The organism is Falsiroseomonas sp. HW251 (assembly GCF_050563545.1).
GTDB lineage: Bacteria > Pseudomonadota > Alphaproteobacteria > Acetobacterales > Acetobacteraceae > Falsiroseomonas.
In genome coordinates this window covers 64,369-86,293 of record NZ_JBNXUM010000023.1, presented here as the reverse complement: position 1 = coordinate 86,293, position 21,925 = coordinate 64,369, and the positions used below count along the sequence as shown (strand labels likewise).

The window sequence follows — 21,925 nt, the reverse complement described above, 5'->3', positions numbered from 1 at the left end:
CGATCAGGATGCTGCCGGCCGCGGGCGGCACGCAAGCCTCAGCGCCGCAGCGGCCAGGCGTCGGGCCGCAGCCCAAGCCCGGGCGCGCCGCGCGGGACGGCCATCACCGCGCCCGGCTCGACCGGCGGCATCGGGCCCAGATCGGCAGCGAGGAAGCGTCCCATCGGGATGCCGCAATCCGGCAGGGGCGTCGGCAGCGTCGCCGCGACATGCAGCGCGACCGCCGTTCCGATGGCCGATTCCAGGCTGACCGTCACCGTGACCTGCACGCCGGCATCGGCGGCCTTGCGGATCATGCGCCGCGCGAGGTCGGGCCCGCCGGCGCGCTGCGTCTTCAGGATGATGACGTCTGCCGCATCGGCCGCCAGGATCGCGTCCAGGCTTTCGGGACCCGTCGCGCTTTCGTCCAGCGCGACCCGAACGGGCGAGGCGCGTCGGAAGGCGGCGATCTCGGCCAGCGGCCGATGGGAGGGGATGGGCTGCTCGACATAGTCGAGGTCGAACCGCGCCAGCGCGCGGACGTGATCGAGCGCCCATGCCGCGTCCCAGGCCTCGTTGGCGTCGAGGCGGATGTGCGCCGCCGGCGCGGCCTCGCGGATGGCCGCGACGCGTGCCAGGTCCGCGGCGGGGTCAGCCCAGCATTTCACCTTCACCGTGCGATAGCCCTCCGCCACCAGCGCGGCGGCCCGCGCGGCGGCGTGTTCCGGCGTCTTCTCCGTGACCAGGCCGTTCACCGGCACGACATCGGCCGGCGCCGCGCCATCCGCCAGCAGCGCGGCAAGCGCCACGCCCTTCGATGCCGCGCGTGCCGACAGCCAGGCCGCCGCGATACCGCAGCGGAGGCGATCCGGGGCGCTGCGTGCGTCGAGACGCGAGAGGAAATCGTCGGCTTCCGGCGGCAAGCCCGCGACGAGCGCGCCGGCTTCGCTCGCTAGCGCGGTGACGTCGGTATCGAGATGGATGGCCGGCGCGCATTCGCCGAAGCCCTCAGCGCCCCATGCTTCCACCCGCACGATTAGGCCGCGGCGCTCAGTCTGTACACCTTTCGCCCAACGGTATTCCTGCGCAAGCGGCAACACGAAGGGCGCAATCTCGATGGATCCGACCATCCGCCTATCCTTCCCGTCAGCCAATTCCAACCGCACCTGCCAACAAGTATTGATCGAACTGCCATTTGCACCAGAGTGGTCCGCGAAGTGGCGCGGAAGGACAAGCACTACCAAGAGGACGCCGCGGCAGCCCACGCCCAGTGGCGTACCGTGGCCGACCAGCTCCGTCCCGAGGTGCCCAAGCGCGCCACGCTGATGGACAGCGCCGAGGAGGACGTGCTGGCCTACATGCACTTCCCCGCCGCGCACCGGGCCAAGCGGCAATCGACGAACCCGATCGAGCGCCTCAGCGGCGCGATCAAGCGCAGGACCGATGTCGTTGGCATCTTTCCCAACGGGGCCGCCGTGGTCCGCCTCGTCGGCGCCATGCTCCTCGAGCAGCCCGACGAGTGGGCAACCCAGCGGTCCCGCTACATGACCCGGGAAGCCATCCGCACCGTCAGCGATCCTGCCACTGTCAGGCTCTCGGCCGTGCCAGCCTGACACGGTGGCCCAGCCCACCGAGGATCATCGCGCTCCTACACCATGCGATCGGTCACGGCCCGGGCGAGCCATGCGCCACCCCGCCTACAAGGTGAGCCAGCGCATCCGCAAGCGGATCGAGGAGGTGTTCGGCTGGGGCAAGGAGATCGGCAGCATGCGGCGGACGCGGAAGCGCGGGGTGGAACGGGTCGGATGGAGCGTCAAGCTGGCTGCAGGTCGCAGCCTCCAGCCTCCAGCCTCTTCCGGCTACCGACGCTGCTTGCTCCGCCTGCCTGATCAGTGCCAGGAGAGTCCCTGGCGCAATAATCCACGGCGGTTGGCCAACAAAACGTGGCCCATTACCCCGCCAAAGGTCGCGCACTCGCGCCGCCGCCCAGGAAAGCCGAGCCCTCGGCCGCAAATTTCCGTAGCCTGCTAACGCCCCGGCTCCTCCGCCAGCAGGTCGGCGAGGATGGCGCGGCCGCGCGGCGGCGCGATCGTGACCTCGTCACGCGCGACGATCGCGCGGCAACCGAGCACGGGCCGGCCGTCCACCACCAGGGCACAGGCGCCGCAAGTGCCGATCTTGCAAAAATGGTCGGGATAGCAGAGCGACGGGTCGACTTGGCGCCGCACGGCGGCGAGCAGGTTCAGCACGTGGTCGCCATGCGGGATGGAGACCTGGTGCTCATCCCACCACCCTGCGGCCGCATCGGGCGGCTGGCGCCAAACGCGGATGGTCACCACTCTCTCCTCGAACCCGGTCACGCCGGCGCCTCCGCGACGGCATCGCCGCGCACCAGCAGGTGGCGCAGCCATCGCGGGTCTTCCTTGGGATGATCCAGGCGCAGATGCGCGCCACGCGATTCGTCCCGCAGCAAGGCGGCGCGCGCATGCAGCCGCGCAGCCGCCAGCATGTGCCGTAGTTCCAGGATGCGGGCGAGTTCCCAGTTCAGCCGAAGGCCCGGCTGACGGCTGGCCAGGCGCGGCAGCATCGCTTCAACCTGATCAAGCAAGGCGAGCGTGGCGCGCAGAGAGGCCGCGGAGGTCAGCACGCCGGCGCCGGATTGCATCGCCGCGCGCAATGCCCCGGCCGCCTCGCCGAGATGCGGTGCGCCGCATCTCGGCGAGGCGGGACTCAGCGCCGCCGCGATCGCGTCGTGCCAGGGCGTATCGACCTGGATATCCCGCGGTGCCCGCGATTCCGCCCCGGCGGCGCGGCCAGCGGCGGCGCCGAAGACCAGCGACTCCGGCAGCGCAACGCCGGTCAGCCTGTTCGCGCCATGCAGGCCGGCCGCGACCTCGCCCGCCGCGAGCAGGCCCGGAACGTCGGTGCGTCCGTCCCGGTCGATGCGCACGCCGCCGAGGGTGAAATGCGGCGTCGGCGCGACTTCCTGCCAGTCACGCCCGACGTCGATGTCGAGGTCTCGAAAGTAGCCTTCGAAATGCACGTTACGGAGCGTCTCCTGCGCGACGGCGCGTGCATCGACGAAGGCGCCGCCGCGTGGTGAGCCGCGGCCGGCCGCGGCCTCCAGCACGATCGCGCGGGAAAGCGCGTCACGCGTGGCTTGCTGGATCGGCAGGTCGCAATAGCGATGGAAGAACTCCTCACCGTTCCCGTTCAGCAGCCGCGCCCCGAAGCCAAGCAGGCGGCCCGTGGGGTAGTGCAGCCCCCGCGCCGCCGGAGGCGAGATCAGCACCGTCGGGTAGGATTGCACGAATTCGAGGTCGGTCAGCGTCGCGCCGGCCGCATGCGCGATCGCGATGCCGTCGCCTGTCACCTCGTCCGGGTTGGAATGAAGCGCATACATTGCGACATTGCCGCCGGTGGCGAGCACGACGGCGCCCGCCGGCATCGCCACCAGCGCGCCGCGCCGGAGGTCGAGCAGCAGCACGCCTGCCGCCACGCCGTCGCGCAGCAGCACCTGCAACGCCACAGAATGATCGCGCACGGCAGTACCGAGCATCCCAGCACGACGGCCGAGCGCCACCATCACCGCCTTGCCGGTGCGCAGGCCCACATGGATAGCGCGCTGGAAACGATGCCCCGCGAAGGTCGCGAGCTGGTGGCGGCCGGCGGGATCGCGCTTCCACGCCACGCCCCAGCCTTCCAGCAGGTCCGCTTCGCGCCCCGCATCCTCCCCCAGGCGCAGCGCCAGCGCGGGATCGGCGAGGCCGTGGCCGCTGGCGAGGATGTCGGCGGCATAGGCTTCCGGCGTGTCCTCCGCACCGAAATGGCCGAAGCTCGCACAGTAGGAGAAATTGGCCGAGGCCGAGGCGCCAGAATAGAGCAGCGAGCCCTTTGTCACCACGCAGACGCGCCGTCCCGCCTCCGCCGCCGCGATCGCCGCACGCAGCCCGGCAGCGCCGGAGCCCACCACGACGACGTCGTAGCCCGGGGCCGGCTCCGTCTTCATGTCAGTTGGCGTAGCGACCGAGCTTCAGCTCGCGCAGCAGCGCCTCGAAGCTGCGGAGATCCTCGTTCAGGATGCGCGTCGCCGCCACGGAATCGTTGCGCAGTTCCGCGACCGCGATCTCCTCCATCACGCGCTTGAAATCGGCGTCGCCCATGCCCTGCAGGAAGGCGTCCTGCAGGCGCTGCACGATGGGCTGCGGCATGCCGCGCGGTCCGGCAATACCGAGCCAGGAGTTCATCTCCCAGTTGTAGCCGAGCTCGCGGATGGAGGGCACGTCGGGCAGGGAGGGCACGCGCGATCCCATCAGCGTCGCGAGTAGCCGCACCTGGCCGCTCGCGACATGGGGCAGCACCTCGCCGGAGACGACGGCGGTGGTGATGTGCCGCCCAAGCAGCGCGGTGACCGCCGGCGCGCCGCCGCCGAAGGGCACGAAGCTGACCTGCGCCTGCTGTTCCTGCGCCATGCGCGCGAAGCCGAGATGCGACGACGCGCCGATCACCGACACGCCCGCCGTGGTGACGCGCGGATTGGCCTTCGCGAAATCCATCAGGTCCTTCAGCGTGCGATAGGGGCCGTCGGCGCGCACGCTGACGAAGGTGTTGAAGGCGCCATAGGTCATCAGCGGCGTGAAGTCCGTCGCCGCGTTGTAGGGGACATCGCGCATGTGCGGCGCGATGGAACAGAGGATCGCGGTGGAGTTGACGATGGTGTAGCCATCCGGCGCCGCGCGCGCGACTTCCTGCATAGCCGCGGCGCCGCCTGCCGCGGGGCGGTTCACCACGGTGATGGGCTGGCCCAGGATCGGCTCCGCTGCCTTGGCCAGCGCGCGCGCGGTCAGGTCCGATCCGCCCGCGGGGGTGAAGGGGATCACCAGCGTGATCGGCCGTGTCGGGAAGGTCTGCGCCAGGGCGGGTGCCGCCAGCGTGGCGGCTCCCGCCGCCAGCGCGGTGCGGCGGGTCAGGCGTGCGGTCATGGTCTCGTTCTCCCTGTCCTCGTTGTCACCCAGCGCAGCGCGGGCCAGAGCAGGACCAGCGCGGCCATCACCAGAAGCGTGGCGGAGATCGGCTTCTGCACCAGGATCATCGGGCTGCCGATGCCGATCAGCAGCGCCTGACGCAGCGACTTCTCCAGCAACTCGCCCAATACGAAGGCCAGCATGAAGGGCGCGGGATCCAGCTTCACCAGCCGCAGCAGGAAGCCCAGCACGCCGAAGATGCCGACCATCACCACGTCGAAGGCACTGTTCTGCAGGCTGTAGGCGCCAACCACGCAGAACAGCAGGATCAGCGGCGCCAGGATGCGCTGGGGGACGCGCAGCAGCGCCACGAAAACGGGCAGCAGCGGTATGTTCAGCACCAGCAGCATGACGTTGCCGACTAGCATGCTGGCGATCACGCCCCAGAACAGGTCCGGCCGCTGCGCCGCCAGCATCGGGCCCGGTGCGATGCCCTGGATCATCAGCGCGCCGATCATCACGCCCATCACCACATTGCTGGGGATGCCGAGCGAGAGCAGCGGCACGAAGCTGGCCTGCGCCGCGGCGTTGTTGGCGCTTTCCGGTCCCGCCACGCCCTCGATCGCGCCCTGCCCGAAGCGCGACGGATCCTTCGCCAGCCGCCGCTCCATCACATAGGACGCGAAGGAGGAGATCAGCGCGCCGCCACCCGGCAGCAGCCCCAGCACGAAGCCCAGCACCGACCCGCGCCCGATCGGCGCGGCGGAGGCGCGCCAATCCGCGCGGTCCGGCAGCAGCGCGCGCAGGCCGCGCGGGCTGTCGATCATCTGCGCCTTGTCGTCTCGTGCCGCGGCGAGCGCCAGCACCTCCGCCACGCCGAACAGGCCCATGGCGAGCACGGCGATGTCGAGCCCGTCCTGCAGTTCCACGATGCCGAAGGTGAAGCGCGGCATGCCGCTGATGGGATCGAGCCCGATGGCGCTGGCCAGCAGGCCGAGCGCGGCCATCAGCAGCGCGCGGAGCCGCGACCCCTCCCCGATCTGTGTCACCAGCACCAGGCCGAACAGCACGAGCGCGGTGTATTCCGCCGGGCCGAAGGCCAGCGCCAGCCCCGCCAGCGGCGGCCCGGCCAGCGCCACGCCGAAGGTCGCGACCACGCCCGCGATGAAGCTGCCAAAGGCGGAGATGCCGAGCGCGGCGCCGGCACGGCCGCGCCGCGCCATCTCATGTCCGTCGATGCAGGTGACGATGGAACTCGCCTCGCCGGGGATCTTCACGAGGATCGAGGTGATGGAGCCGCCATACATCGCGCCGTAGTAGATGCCGGACAGCATGATGAGGGAGGCCGTCGCATCCAGCCGGTAGGTGATCGGCAGCAGGAGCGAGATGGTCGCTGTCGGCCCCAGCCCCGGCAGCACGCCGACCGCGGTGCCGAGCGCGACGCCGACGAGGCACCAGAGCAGGTTCGCCGCCGTCATCGCGACGCCGAAGCCCTGCGCCAGGCCGGCAAGGGACTCCATCATGCCGGCAGCACGCCGTGCGGCAGCGGCACGCCGAGCAGCCTCTCGAACAGCAGCCAGCCCAGTCCGACGGTGGCCCCCGCGATGCCGAGCGCGGCGGTCCAGCGCATCCCCTCCCCAAGCCGCATCAGCAGGGCGAGCGCGAGAAGCGAGGAGACCGCGAAGCCGAGCGTCGCGAAACTGGCGGGCCAGGCGAGAACAATCGCGGCATAGACCAGCAGCCGCCGCCATTCGATGCGCTCGCCCGTGACCGCCGTGCCGCGCCGACGCGCCAGCAGCGCCTCGCCCAGCGTCGCGGACGCGCAGAGCGCGGAGAGGCTCGCCGCGATGGCGGGGAACAGTCCCGGGCCCGGCTGCATGTACTCCCAGAGGGGATAGGCGAGGGCCAGCGCGACGGCGCCGAGCGAGAAGGCAAAGACGAAAGCGAGCGCGGCGGTCTCCCCGATACCTGGTGCGGGGGGCGCCTCGCTCTCCATGGTCAGCCGCGGCCTTCGGCGAGGTCCTGCGCCACCAGCGCGGGATTGCGCAGGGTGGGATCGCCGAAGCCGCCGCCGCCGGGCAGTTCCAGCGTGAAGACATCGCCCTGCCTGAGCTCGAAGGGACGCTCGCCCTGCACCGGCTCCCCGTTCAGCAACACGCGCTCCAGCGCGCCGTTCTCCCCGCCCTGCCGGCCGAGCGGCGGATAGCGCAGCCGCTGGGAGAGAATGACCATGTTCGCCCCCTCGGGGTTCACGACCTCCACCTCCACGCTCTGGCCATCGCCGCCGCGCCACTGGCCGGCGCCACCGGAGCCCAGCCGAAGCGTCTTGCGGCGGATGCGCACGGGCAGCACGGCTTCGAGCACCTCGATCGGCGTATTGGAAACGTTGGTGGGGAAGCTCAGCGTATCCGGCCCGTCCAGGCCCGGGCGCGCGCCGAAGCCGGCCGAGAAGAAGAAGATCGCCGCGAAGGGCCTGGTGCGCCCGTCGCGCTGCGTCTGGCCGCGGATGGTGAAGCCATGCAGCGGGATTCCGGATTCCGCGGGCACGCGGTCCGGCAAGGCGAGGGCAAGCGCGTTCAGCACCGCGCTGGTGGTGTAGTGGCCGACGGTGGCGCGCGCCTCCACCGCCGCGGGGTAGCGCGGATTGAGGAAGCTGCCCTCCGGCGCATCGATGCTGATCGGCGCGACGTTGCCCTCGTTGTTCGGCACGTCCGGCAGCAGCACGCATTTCAGCGCATAGGTGGAATAGGCGCGCGTATAGCCCAGCACGGAATTGAGCGGCGAGGCGTTCTGGGGCGAGGAGCCGGCGTAGTCCACGGCCATCGTGTCGCCCGTCACGCTGATGGTGCAGACCATCTTCAGTGGGCGGTCGGTGTCGAAGCTGTCGACCATCGTCGTCGCCTGGTATTCGCCATCGGGCACGGCGGCGATGGCGCGGCGCATCGCGGCCTCGCTGCGGCCGATGATCTCGCCGCCGATGGCCGCCAGGTCCGGCAGGCCGTATTCGCCGAGCAGCGCGGCGACGCCCTGGCCCATCTTCTCCGTCGCGCCGACCATGGCGTGGATGTCGCCCAGCACCTCATCCGGCACGCGGACGTTGCGCCGCAGGATCTCGGCCAGCGTCTCGTTCTGCCGCCCTTCCTCCCGCCATTTCAGGATCGGGATCTGCAGCCCTTCCTCGTAGATGTCGCGGTTGTCGGGGGCGCGGCGGCGGCCGCCGATGTCGGACATGTGGGCGATGACGCCGGCCAGGCCGACCAGCACGCCCTTGTGGAAGATCGGCGCGGCGATGGTGAGGTCGGGCAGGTGCCCGGTGCCGATCCAGGGATCGTTGCTCATCACGACGTCGCCGGGGCGCCAGGTGGAGGCGGGATACTTCTCGAGGAAGGCGCGCGCGGACATGGGCAGCGTGCCGATGAAGCTCGGCACGCTGCGCGTCGCCTGCGCCACGGCGCGGCCCGCGGGATCCAGGACCATGCAGGTGTAGTCGTGGCTTTCGCGCACGACGGTGGAGAAGGAAGTGCGGTGCAAGGTCAGCGCCGCCTCGTCCACAGCCGAGACCAGGCGGGTCCAGAGGACCTCGATAGTGATCGGATCGAGGATCATCGGCCGGCCTCCATCTCGATCACCAAGTGGCCGACGGCGTCGCGGCCAAAGCGCGCGCCGGAGCCGATGACGATGGAGGTCTCACGCTCCTCCACGATGGCGGGGCCATCGAAGCGCGTGTCGGGCGGCAGTGCGTAGCGGTCGTACACGGTCGCCTCGGCCGGTGCGCCGCGGCCGTCGAAGCGCACGGGCCGGGTGCCCTTGGCGGGGTTGCCGCCGCGTCCGGGCGGTTGCCGGAGTTCGGGCGGCGTCGTCACCTGCTCCACGCGCGCGCGGAGGTTCACCACCTCCAGCGGCACGCGCGGCGGAGCGTGGCCATAGACGCCCTGGTAGGTCTGCGCGAAGGCGGCGGTCAGCGCCGCGATGGCCCCGGCCGATACGGCGATGCCCTGCGGCAGGCGAACGCCGACCGCGTAGCCCTGCCCTTCGCAGCGCAGTTCGAAATCGAGGTCGAGGCGGGTGGTGGCGCTTTCGCCGGCCAGGCTCGCGATCAGCTCATCGGCGCCGGCGCGCGTCGCATCGACGCGTGCGGCCACCGACGCCCAGTCGAGCGTGGCGAGCGGCGCACGCAGCGCAGCCACCATGTCCACCGCCGGCGGCGCGACGAGGCAGCCGATGGCACTCGCCACGCCGGCGCCGAAGGGGATCACCACGCGGGGGATGCCGAGCTTGCGCGCCAGCGCCCAGGCATGCACGGGGCCGGCGCCCCCGAAGGCGATAAGCCCGAAGCGGCGAAGATCGACGCCCTGTTCCGCCGCATGGGCGCGGATCGCCGCGGCCATGTGCTCGTTGACGATGTCATGGATGCCGAAGGCGGCCTGCGCGGCATCGAGGCCGAGCTTCGCGCCGAGCGCCGTCATCGAGGCGTGCGTCGCAGCGACGTCCAGCGTCATGGCGCCACCCAGGAAGAAGCCAGGGTCGAGGTAGCCCAGCAGCAGGTCAGCATCCGTCACCGTCGGCTCCGTCCCGCCGCGGCCATAGCAGACCGGGCCCGGGCGGGCGCCTGCGGAATGCGGACCGACCGTCAGCAAACCGAGCTGCGTCAGCCGTGCGATGGAGCCGCCGCCCGCGCCGATCTCCAGCAGTTCCACCGCGGAGATCTGCAGCGGCAGGCCGGAGCCGCGCTTGAAGCGATGGACATGCGCGACCTCGTATTCATGCGTCACGGCCGGCGTGCCGCCGCGGACCAGCGACATCTTCGCGGTGGTGCCACCCATGTCGAAGGCCACCGCATCGGCGCCGCCCAGCGCCTGGCGCGCGACATAGGCAGCGGCGGCGGCGCCGGCGGCGGGGCCACTTTCGATCATGCGCACGGGGTGGCGCGACGCGACCTCCCGCGCCTCGCCGATCCCGCCATGGGACAGCATGAGCGACAGCTGGCGGCCGATGCCGGCGCAGCGCAGCCCGTCCGCCAGGCGCTCCACGTAGCGCCGCATCATCGGCTTGACATAGGCGTCGACCGCGACGGTGGAACTGCGCTCGTATTCCCGCGCCTCGCCAGCAACCTCAGAGGAGACGCTGATTTCCACCTGCGGCAGCTCCGTGCGGAGGATCTCCGCGACGCGCCGTTCATGGGTGCCGTTGACATGCGCATGCAGCAGGCAGATCGCGACGGCTTCCACGCCGGATGCGGCCAGCGTCTTCGCCGCAGCGATCACAGAGGCGTCGTCGAGGGGTCGCAGCACCGCCCCGCGGAAGTCCAGGCGCTCGGCGACCTCCACGCGCCGCGCGCGCGGCACCAGCGGCTCCGGCAGGGTGATGGCGAGGTCGTAGATGTCGTACCGCGCCTCCCGCCCATTCGCCAGGATGTCCCTGAATCCCTCCGTGGAGACGAGGCCGGTCACCGCGCCCTTGCGCTCGAGCACGGCGTTGGTTGCGACCGTCGTGGCGTGCACGACGTCGCGCACTGCGCCGGCCTCGATCCCCGCTTCCGCGAGCGTGTCGCGCGCGCCTTCCAGCGAGCCAACGGACTGGTCCTCCGGCGTGGAGAGCACCTTGCCGAAGCGGAGCAATCCCTGCGCCTCGTCGAGCAGCACCACGTCGGTGAAGGTGCCGCCGACGTCGATGGCGATGCGCGCGGTGGGTTCGGTCAACGCGCCGTCTCCGTGTTCCACATCGGCGTCAGCCAGGATCGGCGCCCGGGCAGGCCGCCGCGCACCGCGTCGAAATAGGCCTGCTGCACGCGACGCGTCACCGGCCCGACCGTGCCGTCGCCGAGCTTCAGGCGATCGACTGAGAGGATCGGCTGGATCTCGTTGCCCGAGCCGCAGAGGAAGGCCTCCTGGGCGGCGTAGAGCTCCGTCCGCGCAATCGACCGCTCCTCGGCCTCGATCCCAAGCTCCTGCCGCGCGAGGTCCAGCACGGTGGCGCGCGTGATGCTCTCCAGTATGTCGTCGGCATGGGCGGGTGTGAGCAGCCTGCCCTCGCGAACCAGGAAGACGCAGGCGCCCGGTGTCTCCGACACATGGCCGGACGCGGTCAGCAGGATGACGCCGCCATAGCCGTCGGCCTTCGCCTGGAGGCCGGAGAGGCGGCCGTTATTGTAGTTCGCCGTCACCTTGATGCGCGGGGGCATCGCATTGTCCGCGATGCGCGTCCAGGAGGAGACGGCGACATGGATGCCCTCCCTCACGCGCGGGTCGGCTTCGCGCGGTATGGCGGCAATGCCCCAGCCGATCGGGCCGGTCGCGGTCTGCTCGCCGTCGCCATCCACCCAGACCATCAGGCGGATATGGCAGTCGCCGCGGATATCGTTGCCCTGCACCAGTTCCCGAAGCGCCCCGATCATCTCCGCATCGCCGGGATGATCGTCGAAGCGCATCACATGCATCGAGAAATGAAGTCGCTCCAGATGCTCGGCCAGGCGGAAGACATGCATCTCGTCCCGCGCCGCGTCCCGATAGCCGCGCAGGCCTTCGAAGGCGCAGGCACCGTACTTGAAGGCGGGCGTCAGCATGTGGATGCGCGCATCGTCGAAAGCCACGAGTCGCCCGTTGAGCGACATCAGCTTCGGCGGTCCCGCCATTGCGCACTTCCTCTGGTCAGGTCGGATGATAGACGCGTGGACCGGCGCGGCAAGCCGCGGGCTGGCGGCCTCGTCGCCAGCGCCGGAGCCATGCTCGCGTCGGGCGCCGACGCGGCGGGCTCGGCGCGGCTGCGTCGCCCGCAACGACCGCGTGAGATCTATTCATCTCCCGGCAGGTCCGCGCCCTCCTCCGGGACCAGAACCGCAGTTCGGCGTTCAGGCGCAGCGCCTTCCAGGACGACGGCGTCGAGCTGATGCCGCGCCTCGGCAAGATCGCGGCGAAGCCGTTCGACCTCCGCCTGCAGGTCGGCATCGCCGGCAGCCCAGCGAGGTGACGGCCTGGTGGGCCTCGGTCTGGAGCCGCAGCCGCAATCCGCGCCCTGCCGCGAAGTTTGTAGAATACATGGTCGGCCAGGAGGCCGGCGAGCTCTGGACCGACCAGGGCGGCCAGATCCCGGTGCGGCAAAGCGTCTGGCGGCAGCCGCGTTTCCGCGATCCCCGCTTCGCTGCGATGGGCACCGTCATCGACGGGCTGCTGCAGGACGGCATCATCATCCCGACAACCTGCAACATGACGCGCTTCGATTCCGATCTTGTCGCGCTCGCCGCGGGTCAATGAGGCGGCGCGCTTGCAGCGCGTGGTAGTCGGCGGCGCGAGCGTCGAGGACGCGCTGAAGGAAGCCGCGCGGGCCTTTACGGAAAGACAGTAGGCAGGGGGAACCGCCCGTGACGATCCTGGTCACCGGCGCAGCCGGCCGCATCGGCAACCGCATCGCGGAGGCGCTGCTGGCGCGCGGCGACGCGGTGACCGGGTTCGACCTCGCGCCGCCCCGCATCGCACACGCGCGGTACCGCCATGTTCGCGGTGCCTTCGACGATCCCGCCGCGGCGGCCGAAGCCGTGCGGGGCGCGCGCGCGGCCGCATATCGGTGCGCTGATGGCCTGGACCGAGGACCGCAAGCGCGACATGTTCGCGGCCAACGTAACCGGCACGTTCACCATCCTTGAAGCGACGGTGAAGGCGGGCATCAGGCGCCTGGTCTTCGCCAGCAGCGGCGAGTTGTATCCCGAACTCCGGCCGCGCGCCCGCCCGATCACCGAGGAGCATCCGCTCGAGCCGCTCAGTCCCAGGCCCCTCAGCGGTTCACGCGTCCCACCAGGTCGGCCTCGTGCAGGCGCTGCACGACGATAAGCGGGCGGGCAGCAGGCACGTCCTGCCGGCCGACATGCGGCGGGAGGACGGCAAGGCGGCGACCTAACCGGTGCGCTACCGCCGGCGAGGCGCGCCGGCGGGCCGTGCCGGATCTGGTCTCACTGGCGGTGTCCCAATCGCGATCCGCCTCGACAGCCAACCCAGAGCCTGGGAGGTGCTGTCCACCTGGTCGTCGTGCGCACCGTTCGGGAAGGCCAGGAGCTCACTGATGTAGGTGGCGAGCCATGGTGCATCCCGCGGGAGCAGCACCTGGCCGGCCTCAAACTTCGGCGCCTGCGCCAGCAGTCGCGCCTCCTTGTCGTAGCGCACAGGCCAGAGGATCGGCCGGACATGGCTGTGCAGCCGCATCTCCTGCAGGATCGCCCGGCCGATGTCCGTCTCTTCGATCAATGTCGCCTGCGCCCTGTAGTGATCGGCAGTTGCCTCGATGCGCCGGCGAAGATCGGGGACTTCGAACCGCCCGCGGACTACGTCCAGCAGATAGATGTCGCTGCCCTTCAGGCCCCAGATTGTGCCGACCGAATAGTCGCTGGTCTCGCCCAGGGTCGACGCGGTGTCCCAGCTGGTCATCACGAGGTCGAGGCTGGGTGCGGCATCGTAGTAGCGCAGCCACTCTCGGCGGATCGCGTTGCCGTCCGGCGGCACCGGGTCCTGCTGGTACTGGGCGGCGAAGTTCATGCTGCCGAGGGTGCGCCGGATCTGCTCCAGCACCTGACGGTCTTCGCGCTCCGACTGGATGACCTCGCCGGCACGCCGCCGGTACACCTCCTGCGGAGCGGGACCGGTTCGGTAGTCCTGGCCCTCCGTCGCGATCGCCGGGATAGCCGACACCTCCCACGCCTCCTTCGCGGTGACGTGCCCGACCAGGTCATCCTCGTGCAGCCGCTGCATGACGATGACGATCGCGCCGCGAGCCTTGTCATTCAGGCGCGTGTAGAGGGTGTTATCGTAGAACTCCTTGACTTTACGCCGCTCGGCCGCGGACAGGGCCGCCTGTGCTTTGATCGGGTCGTCGATGACGATCAGGTCGGCACCGCGGCCGAGAATGGCGCCGCCGACCGAGCCGGCAAAGCGGAACCCGTGCCGGGTGGTGGTGATCTCGGTCTTCCGGGCCGAGGTGATCTGGAAGGCAGGGAAGAGCTCGCGGTACCACGGGCTTTCCACGATGGTCCTGAAGGCGGTGGCATGGACGCGGGCGAGCTCCTCCGAGTAGGAGACGGTCATCACCTTGAGGGCAGGGTTACGCCCCATCGCCCAGGCCGTGTAGGCGACGGTGACGCAGATCGACTTCAGGTGCCGCGGCGGGATGGTGATGGCGAGCCTCGTGAGCTCGCCATCAGCCACGCGCTGAAGCTGGTAGCCGATGTGATCGACGTGCCAGTTGGGGTGAAACGGTCTGCCCGCTTCGAGGGTCGCGAAGCACTTCGCGATGAAGCTGGGCAAGTCCTGCCGCAGCAGCGCGCGCAGCAGGGCACGTCGGTCAGTCATGCCCCCCTCCCCTGCCCCGACGCTGCTCAAAGGCTGCGATGATCGCCGCGTCGTCCGGCTCAAGCGCAGAGCCGCCGCCTATCGCCGCCTCGGGCTGCGCACCGGCGTCCATCTTATGTATCAACGCGAGCAAGAGGGCCGCCGCCTTCATGTCGCCGGCGACCCCCTTTGCGATCAGTGCCTTCATCAAGAGCTGCCCCTTGGTGACCCGGACTGACCTGCCGTTCTCTTTGACTGTAACGGGGCGTCGAAGCTCGTCCAGCATGGCGCCGCGGAGGTCCCGCGCGCCTCTCGGGCGCCCGGCAGGATTGCCGGACTTCCCCTTCTGAAAGCGCGTGTGCCGCGGCGGGCGGCGGTAGCCGACCTCGTGCTCATCATCGTGATCGTCAGTCATGGCGGCCGGCCTCCGCCCCCTGTGCGAGACGCTGCTCGGCCGCCTCGAAGGCCTCACCCGTCACGGCATGACGTGCGACCTCCCCGGTCAGCGCCTGCCAGCGCCGGATGATGACGTCGACATAAAGGGGGTCGATCTTCAGCAGATAGCCGCGTCGACCGGTCCGATGCGCCGCGATCAAGGTGGTCCCGCTACCGCCGAAGCCGTCGAGCACAACCCCGCCCCGCCGAGAGCAGTCTTTGATAGCGTCCATCACCAACGCCACGGGCTTCACCGTCGGATGCATGGCGAGCTCTTCAGCGCGCCCCCGCTTGAAGCTGTTCGCGCCGGCGTAGTCCCAGACGTTGGTGCGATACCGCCCCTTCTCGCCAAGACCGAAGGTGTTGATGTGGGAGGCCGTCCCCTTCTTGAAGACGAAGATCAGCTCGTGCTTCGAGCGGTAGAAGGCGCCTATTCCCCCGTTGTCCTTGTTCCAGACGCAGAGGTTCTTGAGCTCGCAGTAGACCGCCCTTCCCGCCGCCAGCACCTCGTGCATGTGACGCCAGTCCATGCAGACAAAGTGGATAGCGCCGTCGGCCGACACCGCGGCCATGTGGCCGAGGACGGTGGTCAGAAAGCGCGTGAAGTCCGCCTCGGTCATCTCGCCGGACGCCATGGCGAACTCACCATGCTGGACGCGCCCAAGGCCGGAGACGTGGCCCTGAATGGGCACGTTGTAGGGCGGGTCGGTGAAGACCAACTGCGCCTCCGCGCCGTCGAGCAGGTGCTGATAGGCCCCGCTATCGCAGGCGTCGCCGCAGCACAGCGGCCGCCTTCGAGCATCCTCAAGTGATCACCGCGATCGAAGCGTCAGGCGGGATCGCCGTGACGGTGGTGGAGTTCGCTTATCGGTCGACCACGCGGCTGGCATGGACCACGATCCAAAATGAGGCGTCGGCACGACGCTTCGCCGGCGAGATTCGCTCGCTTGTCCGGAGTGAGAACGGGTTCATCACCGCAATCGGCGATGCGTTGGAGCACGGCCGTGAGCTGCTGCGATCGCCTCCCTGTATCCCGGAGCGCCGTGTGATGGATGTCTCCACCGACGGGTATGCTGAAGGAGGAAGCATGGGGCCGGCGCAAGCCCGTGATGCTGCGGGTGCCGATGGCATTGAGATCAATGCGCTGCTGTTCGACGCGACCGTCGACCCGGACACTGAGCCCTATGATGCCGATGAAATGTGGGCCGCCGAGGAATGGCTGCGACAACACGTAGCGACTGGGTTTGTGCGCCTTACCTACCGGACAGGCAGCTATGGCGACGCCTTTCGACACAAGCTGATACTGGAGATTGCGGCCCGCTAGAGCCCACGCGGCGCGGTGACCCAACCGCTTCGCTGAAACGCACCCTGCGAGCCAATGTCGTCGAGGGGCTGTTGCTCGCCGGCCCCAGGCGTTTAGCGTTTCGGGCGCGTAGCTTGCCTGATCAGGCCTTACTGGTCCCTGATCGTCGATCAGAAATTCCCTGTTTCTCGACGTGGCGAATTGCGGCTGAAACCGAGGCTTTCTGCGGAGTTGAGCGCTCAATCGAACGCCGAAGCTGCCCTTGCGCTCGAGTTTCCCTATTATTTTCCCTGTTAACAGGGAAACAGACGCTGAGACGGGTTCGCTCGGGACTGCGTCCACAACTCAGCTCGCCGGCGCGGAGATGAAAAGGTCCATCCCGAGCCGCCGGGACAGGTGCCGCGCGACCAACTGGCCCTTCACGCTGTTCCCCGCGGCGTCGAGCGGCGGCGCGAAGGTGCCGAGCCCACCCTTCCCCGGCGAGACCGTGACGATCCCGCCGCCGATGCCGCTCTTGCCCGGCAAGCCGATCTCGTAGAGCCAGTCTCCGGATGTTTCGTAGAGCCCCGCGATCGCCATCGCCGCCAGCGTGTAGTGGCAGGTCGCGGCGTCCACCACGCGCGCCTTCGTCACGGGATTGACCCCGCCATCCGCGAGCGTCGCGCCCATCACCGCGAGGTCGCGCGCCGTCACGTTCAGCGAGCACTGACGGGTGTAGAGTTCCACCGCCTCCATCGGATCGGCGTAGATCGTGCCGGCGGACTGCAGGAACCAGGCCAGGCTGCGGTTGCGGAAATTGGTGGCGCGCGCCGATTCGAGCACCTCCTCGTTCATCGGCAGCGCGTGGCCGGCGAAGCGCGAGAGCCCGTCATGGATCGCCCGCCAGCGCGCTTCCATGTCCGCGCCTGGCACCAGGGACGTCGTCGCGATGGCGCCGGCGTTCACCATCGGATTGGTGCGGCCGTCGCCCATGTGCTCGATGCCCGCGGCGGAGTTGAAGGCGTGGCCGGTCGCGTTGACGCCGATCCGCCCCCGCGCCGCCTCCGGCCCGATCGCCTGGCAGACGAGCGCGAAGACGAAGGGCTTGGAGACCGACATGATGGAGAAGGGGTAGTCGCACTCGCCGGCCGTGAAGACCGTGCCGTTCACGCCGACCACCGCGATGCCGAACAGCGCGGGATCCATCCGCGCCAGCGCGGGATAGACGGACGAGACCGCGCCATCGGTCACGGCCGCGAACCGCGCATGCGCGTCCTCGACGAGCTCGCGTACCCGCGCGCCGTCGGGCAGCCTGCCCGTCGAGACGAAATCGCCTTCCTCACCGAACGACATGCGCGATCGCTCCTATCCGTCCAGCACGTCGTCCTCGGGCTTGGTCCGTGCGCGGTGGCGGTCCACCCAGCTCGCGACCGGCCGCAATAGCCGGTTCACCGCCAGCACCAGCGCCGTGACGAAAAGGCCCGCCACGACCTCCCGCGCGCCAAACAGCAGCCCGATGATGGCGACGCACCAGATCGTGCCGGCCTCGCCCAGCCCCGTCACGGCGTCGCGCTGCCCACCCTTGATGATCGCCCCGGCGCCGAGGAAGCCGACGCCCGTCGCGACCGCGCCGAAGGCGGTGCCCCATTGCATGTCCGGCACGCGCCGCACCACGAGGTCGGCGAAGGCCCCGGCCGCGAGTGCCACCAGCGTGCAGGTGCGGATGCCGACGGAGCTCGTGCTCAGCCCGCGCTCGATCCCGACCGCGGCGCCGGCCAGGAAGGCCAGCACCAGCACGACGATCATCGCCAGAAGCGGATCAAGCTCGCTCACCCAGAGCGAAAAGCGCATCATGGCACCGAGCATAGGCCCCGCGCGCCGCCCGGCCGGGCGGGCTTCGGGCCCTGGGACGGCGTGCACAGTCCCGGCATCAAGCGACCATGCCGCGGCGCGCGGCGCACCCTAAGGAAGGCTCATGACCACACAGCTGCTGCTGGTCCTCGGCCTGCTCGTCGCCGCGATCGCCATGTTCGTCGCGAACCGGCCGCGCATGGACGTGGTCGGGCTGCTGATGATCGTCCTGCTGCCCTTCACCGGCGCGGTGACGATGAACGAGGCGCTCGCCGGCTTCGCGGACAGCTCCATCGTGCTGATCGCCGCCCTCTTCGTGATCGGCGAAGGCCTGGTGCGCACCGGCGTCGCGCGGCGGATGGGCGACCTGCTCGGCCAGGCCGCGGGCGGCAGCGAATCACGCGCGCTGGTCATGCTGATGATCGCCGCCGCCTTCCTCGGCGCCTTCATGAGCTCGACCGCGGTCGTCGCGATCTTCATCCCGATCGTGCTGCGCCTCTGCGCCGGCACCGGCGCCTCGCCGCGCGCGCTGATGATGCCGCTGTCGGTGGCCGCGCTGATCAGCGGCATGCTGACGCTGATCGCGACCGCGCCCAACCTGATGGTGAACGCCGAGCTCGCGCGGCAGGGGCTGGAGGGCTTCGGTTTCTTCGGCATCACGCCTTTCGGCCTGCCGATCCTGGTCCTCGCCGTGCTCTACATGCTGGTCGCGCGGCGGCTGCTGGCGGGCCCGGCCGCCGCACCCGAGGCCGTGACCCGCCGCGCCAGCCTGAACGACTGGATCGAGGCCTACGGCCTGCCCGACCGCGAATACCGGCTGGAGGTCGTGGCAGGCTCCCCGCTGGCGGGCAGGCGGCTCGAGGAACTGCAGCTCCGCAAAGACGGTCTGAACATCCTGGCGATCGAGCGCCCGCGCCGCTTCGGCGCCGAGCTTGTCCGACCGCACGGGCCCGTCACGATCCAGGCCGGCGACATCCTGCTCGCCGATGTCCAGGCGCCGGCGGCAGGCCACGACGCGCTCTTCGCGCGCCATGGGCTCGTCGTGCTGCTGCTGACGGGCGGCGCGCGCTACTTCACCGACCGCAGCCAGGACATGGGCATGGTCGAGGCGCTGGTCCCCGCGGAATCGGCCCTGGTCGGTAAGACGATCCTGGAAGCGCGGCTGCGCTCGGACTACGGCATGACCGCGATCGGGCTGCGCCACGGCAGCCGCGCCGCGGGGCCCGACCTGCTGTCGCAGCGGATCGAGGTCGGCGACACGCTGCTGCTCTTCGGCTTCTGGTCGGACCTGAAGCTGCTGCGTCGCGACAACCGCGACCTCGTGCTGCTCAACCTGCCGGCGGAATACGACGAGATCCTGCCCGCCCCAGGCCGCGCGCTGCCCGCCGTCGCCTCGCTTGCGGTCACCGTCGCGCTGATGGTCGGCGGCGTCGTGCCGAACGTGCAGGCCGCGCTGATCGGCTGCCTGCTGATGGGCCTTTTCGGCTGCGTGGACATGACCAGCGCGTACCGGTCCATCAGCTGGAAGACGCTGGTGCTGATCGTCGGCATGCTGCCCTTCTCCATTGCGCTGCAGCGCACGGGGGGCGTGGACCTCGCGGCGGACGCGCTGCTTGCGGTCGCCGGCGATTTCTCGCCGCGGCTGGTTCTCGCGGTGCTCTTCGTCGTGACGGCGGGGCTCGGGCTCTTCATCTCCAACACGGCAACTGCCGTGCTGATGGCGCCGGTGGCGATCGCGATGGCGAAGGACCTCGGCTTCTCGCCCTATCCCTTCGCGATGATCGTCGCGCTGGCGGCCTCCACCGCCTTCATGACGCCGGTCTCCTCGCCCGTGAACACGCTGGTGGTCGCGCCCGGCAACTACGCCTTCGGCGACTTCCTCAAGGTCGGCGTGCCCTTCTCGCTGGTCTGCCTGGTGGTCAGCGTGATGATGGTGCCCTGGCTGCTGCCGCTGCGCTGATCCGCGCCCGGCCGCCAAGGGGCCTTGCGAGCGCCCGCTGCCGCCCATAGCGTCGTGGGATGGCATTGCGGCGACGCGACTTCGACCCCGCGGCGCGCGGCGCGCTGGATGCGCTGCGCGTGGTGGACCTCTCGCGCCTCGTGGCGGGCAACACGCTGACCAAGGTGCTGGCCGATCACGGCGCCGATGTCGTGAAGGTGGAGCCGCCCGCCGGCGACACGCTGCGCGCCTGGAAGGTCAAGGGCGTCGAGACCAGCTGGAAGACCTGGTGCCGCAACAAGCGCAGCGTGTGCCTCGACCTGCGCGCCGCCGACGGCATCGCGATCGTCAGGCGCATGGCGGAACAGGCCGACCTCTTCGTCGAGAGCTTCAGGCCCGGCGTGCTGGAGGAGATGGGCCTGTCGCCCGATGCCCTGCTCGCCGCCAATCCGCGCCTGGTCGTGGTGCGCGTCTCCGGCTGGGGGCAGACCGGGCCCTTTCGCCACAAGCCGGGCTTCGGCACGCTGGTCGAGGGCTATTCCGGCTTCGCCGCGGTCAACGGCTTCGCCGACCGCGAGCCCGTGCTGCCGCCGATGTTCATGGCGGATGCCTATGCCGGTCTCTACGGCGCCTCCGCCGCGATGATCGCGCTTTGGCACGCCAGGGCGACGGGACAGGGCCAGGTCGTGGATCTCTCGCTGTTCGAGCCGATCTTCGCGGTGATGGAGCCGCAGGTCGCGAATTGGCGTCTGACGCGGACGCTGAAGCCGCGCACCGGCAGCCGCAGCACCAACACCGCGCCGCGCAACGCCTACCGCACGAAGGATGGGGGCTGGGTGAGCCTCTCGACCTCGACCCAGGGCATGTTCGTCAAGCTGATGCGCAGCATCGGGCGCGAGGACCTCGTCGCCGATCCCCGCTTCCGTGCCAATCCCGACCGGCTGCAGCATATCGAGGAGCTCGATGCCGTCGTCGGCGCCGCGATCGCCGGGCACACGCTGGAGGAGGCGCTTGCGAAATTTGACCGCGACGGCGTGACCATCGGGCCGATCATGGATGTCGCGCAGCTCGACGCCGACGATTATGTCGCGGCGCGCGAGGCCCTGGTGGAGGTTCCGGACGAGGAGATGCCCGGCGGCGTGCTGCCCATGCATGGCGAGGTGCCGCGCCTCTCCGCCACGCCCGGCATCCTCCGCCGCCCCGCGCCGAAGCTCGGCGAGCACAACCGCGCGGTGCTCGGGCCGCTGCTGGGCGAGGCCGAGTATGCGCGGCTGCGCGAGGCCGGCGTGATACAGGGGGCTGCGTGATGCGCATCTGGCGGTCCATGCTCTACGTGCCCGCCAACGTGCCGCGCTTCGTCGCCAAGGCGCCGGGCGCGGGCGCCGATGCCGTGCTGCTCGACCTCGAGGATTCCGTCCCGGCCGACCGCAAGGACGAGGCCCGCGCGGCGCTGGCCGATGCCGTGCCTGCCGTGCGCGCCAACGGTGCCGACGCGCTCGTCCGGGTCAACCGCCCGCTGCGGCTCGCCGTGCCCGACATCGAGGCCGCGGTTGCCGCCGGCGCCGACGGCATCCTGCTGACCAAGGCGATGGGCGCGGAGCATGTCGCGCTGGCCGCGGAACTGCTGGACGGCACCGCGATGCGCATCGTCGCCATGGCAGAGACCGCGGCGGCAATCGCGAATCTCGATCAGATCGCGCGCGCCCCGCGCGTCGCCGGCCTGCTGATCGGCGCTGAGGACCTCGCCGCCGAATGCAACGCCGCGGCGGATGACGAGCTGATCGTGCTCGCCAAGCGCCGGATGGTGCTGGCGGCCTATGCCGCGGGGGTCGCGCCCTTCGGCACGCTCGGCACCGTGGCGGACTACCGCGATCCCGACCGCGTGCGCGACCTCGTCGCGCGGTCCAGGCGCTCCGGCTTCGTCGGCGCGACCTGCATCCACCCCGCGCTCGTGCCGATCCTGAACGCGGGCTTCGCGCCCTCGGCCGCCGAGATCGACCTCGCCCGCCGCCAGCTCGCCGCGGCCGCGGAAGCCGCCAAGGAAGGCCGCGGCAGCTTCAGCGTGGACGGGCGCATGGTGGACGAGCCCATCCTGATCCGCGCGCGGCGCATCCTGGCCCAGGCCGATGCGCGCCGTTAGTACGACTCCTGGAGCGGGACTATC

20 protein-coding genes and 3 pseudogenes are annotated in these 21,925 nt (G+C 70.2%); 9 read left to right on the top strand and 14 right to left on the bottom strand.

Going from position 1 to position 21,925, the window contains the following annotated elements; translation table 11 throughout:
- Window positions 1–38: 38 nt before the first annotated feature.
- On the bottom strand, window positions 39–1,109 hold the full coding sequence (locus tag ACLF3M_RS24580) for a mandelate racemase/muconate lactonizing enzyme family protein (RefSeq protein ID WP_430659625.1): 1,071 nt from the start codon (window positions 1,107–1,109) through the stop codon (window positions 39–41).
- A gap of 111 nt (window positions 1,110–1,220) precedes the next feature.
- On the opposite strand from ACLF3M_RS24580, the pseudogene ACLF3M_RS24575 reads away from it, so the two are divergent.
- Together ACLF3M_RS24575 and ACLF3M_RS24570 are read left to right on the top strand one after the other, a co-directional pair.
- A pseudogene (locus tag ACLF3M_RS24575) lies at window positions 1,221–1,592 on the top strand (transposase); the annotation flags it as partial.
- A gap of 61 nt (window positions 1,593–1,653) precedes the next feature.
- A pseudogene (locus ACLF3M_RS24570) lies at window positions 1,654–1,785 on the top strand (IS5/IS1182 family transposase); the annotation flags it as partial.
- Between the two features lie 221 nt (window positions 1,786–2,006).
- On the opposite strand, the gene ACLF3M_RS24565 reads toward ACLF3M_RS24570, so the two are convergent.
- Genes ACLF3M_RS24565 through ilvE form a run of 8 tightly spaced genes read right to left on the bottom strand, consistent with a single transcriptional unit; the run spans window position 2,007 to window position 11,574 of the window.
- The gene (locus ACLF3M_RS24565; protein WP_430659624.1) at window positions 2,007–2,315 is read right to left on the bottom strand and encodes a 2Fe-2S iron-sulfur cluster-binding protein; all 309 of its coding nucleotides are present in this window, start codon (window positions 2,313–2,315) and stop codon (window positions 2,007–2,009) included.
- Between the two features lie 20 nt (window positions 2,316–2,335).
- The gene (locus tag ACLF3M_RS24560) at window positions 2,336–3,988 is read right to left on the bottom strand and encodes an FAD-binding protein (RefSeq protein WP_430659623.1); all 1,653 of its coding nucleotides are present in this window, start codon (window positions 3,986–3,988) and stop codon (window positions 2,336–2,338) included.
- Window position 3,989: 1 nt separating this feature from the next.
- On the bottom strand, window positions 3,990–4,961 hold the full coding sequence (locus ACLF3M_RS24555) for a tripartite tricarboxylate transporter substrate binding protein (RefSeq protein ID WP_430659622.1): 972 nt from the start codon (window positions 4,959–4,961) through the stop codon (window positions 3,990–3,992).
- Window positions 4,958–6,466, bottom strand: a complete 1,509-nt coding sequence (locus ACLF3M_RS24550; RefSeq protein WP_430659621.1) for a tripartite tricarboxylate transporter permease — start codon at window positions 6,464–6,466, stop codon at window positions 4,958–4,960. Before ACLF3M_RS24550 ends, ACLF3M_RS24555 begins: the two co-directional genes overlap by 4 nt.
- A complete protein-coding gene (locus ACLF3M_RS24545; protein ID WP_430659620.1) occupies window positions 6,463–6,939 on the bottom strand; it encodes a tripartite tricarboxylate transporter TctB family protein in 477 nt (158 codons plus the stop codon). Before ACLF3M_RS24545 ends, ACLF3M_RS24550 begins: the two co-directional genes overlap by 4 nt.
- A gap of 2 nt (window positions 6,940–6,941) precedes the next feature.
- Window positions 6,942–8,549 (bottom strand): hydantoinase B/oxoprolinase family protein, encoded by a 1,608-nt coding sequence (locus tag ACLF3M_RS24540; RefSeq protein WP_430659619.1) that lies wholly within the window; start codon window positions 8,547–8,549, stop codon window positions 6,942–6,944.
- A complete protein-coding gene (locus tag ACLF3M_RS24535; protein WP_430659618.1) occupies window positions 8,546–10,642 on the bottom strand; it encodes a hydantoinase/oxoprolinase family protein in 2,097 nt (698 codons plus the stop codon). The genes ACLF3M_RS24540 and ACLF3M_RS24535 overlap by 4 nt, the downstream gene beginning before the upstream one ends.
- Window positions 10,639–11,574 (bottom strand): branched-chain-amino-acid transaminase, encoded by a 936-nt coding sequence (ilvE, locus tag ACLF3M_RS24530; protein WP_430659617.1) that lies wholly within the window; start codon window positions 11,572–11,574, stop codon window positions 10,639–10,641. The genes ACLF3M_RS24535 and ilvE overlap by 4 nt, the downstream gene beginning before the upstream one ends.
- 331 nt (window positions 11,575–11,905) lie before the next feature.
- Here ilvE and ACLF3M_RS24525 point away from each other — a divergent pair, with 331 nt between their 5' ends.
- The 3 genes from ACLF3M_RS24525 (at window position 11,906) to ACLF3M_RS24515 (ending at window position 12,766) form a co-directional block, all read left to right on the top strand.
- Entirely contained in the window at window positions 11,906–12,193 is a 288-nt protein-coding gene (locus ACLF3M_RS24525; protein ID WP_430659616.1) for a hypothetical protein, read from the top strand.
- 107 nt (window positions 12,194–12,300) lie between these two features.
- Window positions 12,301–12,582: an NAD-dependent epimerase/dehydratase family protein gene (locus ACLF3M_RS24520; protein WP_430659615.1), complete on the top strand. Its 282-nt coding sequence runs from the start codon at window positions 12,301–12,303 to the stop codon at window positions 12,580–12,582.
- Entirely contained in the window at window positions 12,512–12,766 is a 255-nt protein-coding gene (locus ACLF3M_RS24515) for an NAD-dependent epimerase/dehydratase family protein (protein WP_430659614.1), read from the top strand. The genes ACLF3M_RS24520 and ACLF3M_RS24515 overlap by 71 nt, the downstream gene beginning before the upstream one ends.
- Before the next feature lie 75 nt (window positions 12,767–12,841).
- Here ACLF3M_RS24515 and terL read toward each other — a convergent pair whose 3' ends face one another.
- Genes terL through ACLF3M_RS24500 form a run of 3 tightly spaced genes read right to left on the bottom strand, consistent with a single transcriptional unit; the run spans window position 12,842 to window position 15,408 of the window.
- Window positions 12,842–14,275 (bottom strand): phage terminase large subunit, encoded by a 1,434-nt coding sequence (gene terL, locus ACLF3M_RS24510; protein ID WP_430659613.1) that lies wholly within the window; start codon window positions 14,273–14,275, stop codon window positions 12,842–12,844.
- The gene (locus ACLF3M_RS24505; protein ID WP_430659612.1) at window positions 14,268–14,669 is read right to left on the bottom strand and encodes a DUF5681 domain-containing protein; all 402 of its coding nucleotides are present in this window, start codon (window positions 14,667–14,669) and stop codon (window positions 14,268–14,270) included. Before ACLF3M_RS24505 ends, terL begins: the two co-directional genes overlap by 8 nt.
- A complete protein-coding gene (locus tag ACLF3M_RS24500; protein ID WP_430659611.1) occupies window positions 14,662–15,408 on the bottom strand; it encodes a DNA-methyltransferase in 747 nt (248 codons plus the stop codon). Before ACLF3M_RS24500 ends, ACLF3M_RS24505 begins: the two co-directional genes overlap by 8 nt.
- Before the next feature lie 50 nt (window positions 15,409–15,458).
- Between ACLF3M_RS24500 and ACLF3M_RS24495 the strand changes: the two are divergent.
- Window positions 15,459–16,013: pseudogene (locus ACLF3M_RS24495) on the top strand (DUF1194 domain-containing protein); the annotation flags it as partial.
- Window positions 16,014–16,337: 324 nt separating this feature from the next.
- On the opposite strand, the gene glsA reads toward ACLF3M_RS24495, so the two are convergent.
- Window positions 16,338–17,324 carry a glutaminase A gene (gene glsA / locus ACLF3M_RS24490; protein ID WP_430659610.1) on the bottom strand — a complete coding sequence of 329 codons (987 nt, stop codon included), beginning with the start codon at window positions 17,322–17,324 and terminating at the stop codon, window positions 16,338–16,340.
- A 12-nt stretch (window positions 17,325–17,336) separates the two neighbouring features.
- Window positions 17,337–17,825 (bottom strand): MgtC/SapB family protein, encoded by a 489-nt coding sequence (locus ACLF3M_RS24485; RefSeq protein WP_430659609.1) that lies wholly within the window; start codon window positions 17,823–17,825, stop codon window positions 17,337–17,339.
- Window positions 17,826–17,946: 121 nt separating this feature from the next.
- Between ACLF3M_RS24485 and ACLF3M_RS24480 the strand changes: the two genes are divergently transcribed.
- Genes ACLF3M_RS24480 through ACLF3M_RS24470 form a run of 3 tightly spaced genes read left to right on the top strand, consistent with a single transcriptional unit; the run spans window position 17,947 to window position 21,901 of the window.
- Entirely contained in the window at window positions 17,947–19,782 is a 1,836-nt protein-coding gene (locus tag ACLF3M_RS24480; RefSeq protein ID WP_430659608.1) for an SLC13 family permease, read from the top strand.
- Window positions 19,783–19,841: 59 nt separating this feature from the next.
- Window positions 19,842–21,068: a CaiB/BaiF CoA transferase family protein gene (locus ACLF3M_RS24475; RefSeq protein ID WP_430659607.1), complete on the top strand. Its 1,227-nt coding sequence runs from the start codon at window positions 19,842–19,844 to the stop codon at window positions 21,066–21,068.
- Window positions 21,068–21,901: an HpcH/HpaI aldolase/citrate lyase family protein gene (locus tag ACLF3M_RS24470; protein ID WP_430659606.1), complete on the top strand. Its 834-nt coding sequence runs from the start codon at window positions 21,068–21,070 to the stop codon at window positions 21,899–21,901. The genes ACLF3M_RS24475 and ACLF3M_RS24470 overlap by 1 nt, the downstream gene beginning before the upstream one ends.
- Window positions 21,902–21,925: the final 24 nt, after the last annotated feature.